At 47.4% G+C, this 1,081-nt stretch carries 1 protein-coding gene; it reads right to left on the bottom strand.

The features are described from left to right. Positions 1 to 30: 30 nt before the first annotated feature. Positions 31 to 978, bottom strand: a complete 948-nt coding sequence (locus EH243_RS18475; protein ID WP_126160129.1) for an IS30 family transposase — start codon at positions 976 to 978, stop codon at positions 31 to 33. Between the last annotated feature and the right edge of the window lie 103 nt (positions 979 to 1,081).

Genomic DNA, 1,081 nt, shown 5'->3' with positions numbered 1-1,081 from the left:
GCGCGAATTCAACACCGAAGTGCGACACAACTATGCAACCTGAAGCAGCTCCCGAAAGACGGCTTCTGGCTGCCTAAATCCAAGGCACTTTCTTGGTCTTAAATTCAATCTTTTCTCTGCTCGTCGCACATCTTCATCGCTCACTAGGTGTAGATCGATACCTTTTGGGATGTACTGTCGCAATAATCCATTGAAGTTTTCATTCAACCCTCGCTCCCACGATGAGTAAGGGTGAGCGAAGTAAAAATCTATATTGAGCGCATCAGCTATTGCCTTATGTTCGACAAATTCCGAACCATTGTCGGCAGTGATTGTTCGCACCGATGCGGCATAAGGCTTCAGCATATCTATTACTGCATCTCGCACATCTGCTGCTCGCTTAGCCGCTACCTTTCGTACTAGGTACATGCGACTTTTACGTTCTGCCAGCGTGACTAGCGCCCCAGTTCCTTGCTTGCCCAGAACCGTATCGACTTCCCAATCGCCAAAGCGTTCTCTATTTTCTACGACCTCAGGTCGCTCATCTATCGAACGAGGATCGGGTATCACACAACGCTTTGTATTCACGCCTCGTCGATAGCGTTTATGTCCTTGCCGTAGCGCTTTGTAAAGTGTTCCGCCAGCGGATTTATTTGCAGCGATATAGCGGTAGATCCACTCGTGACTGACAGGCATATCAATTAAATGTCCAACACCGCTAATCTGCTCTGGGCTCCAGTGAAGTGACAAACCAAGTTCAACATACTCAACCGTTAGCGCTGGAATTTTGTATTTAGCTGCCAAAGTCCTGCGCTCTTGAGTCTTCTGCTGAGCCTGTTCAGGATGATAACCATCCTTTGATCCGTTTCGGTCGAGTTCTCGATAAACGGTTGAGCGATGTACATCGATTGTTTTAGCGATAAAAGCAGGCCGATAACCCTGCGCAAGAAGAATCGATATCTGGTATCGTTTCCCTTCGGTCAACTGTTGATATGTCATAGTGATACACTTTGTCTTTGGCGAGAAGAAGCGTACCACGGTCAGCAGTTGACCACCTCTCCACCTTTAGCAAAAAGTGTCGCACTTATTATATGAATCCCCG

It is taken from the genome of Amphritea opalescens, from assembly GCF_003957515.1.
GTDB classification, from domain to species: Bacteria; Pseudomonadota; Gammaproteobacteria; order Pseudomonadales; family Balneatricaceae; genus Amphritea; species Amphritea opalescens.
This window is presented reverse-complemented; position numbering and strand designations above follow the sequence as displayed.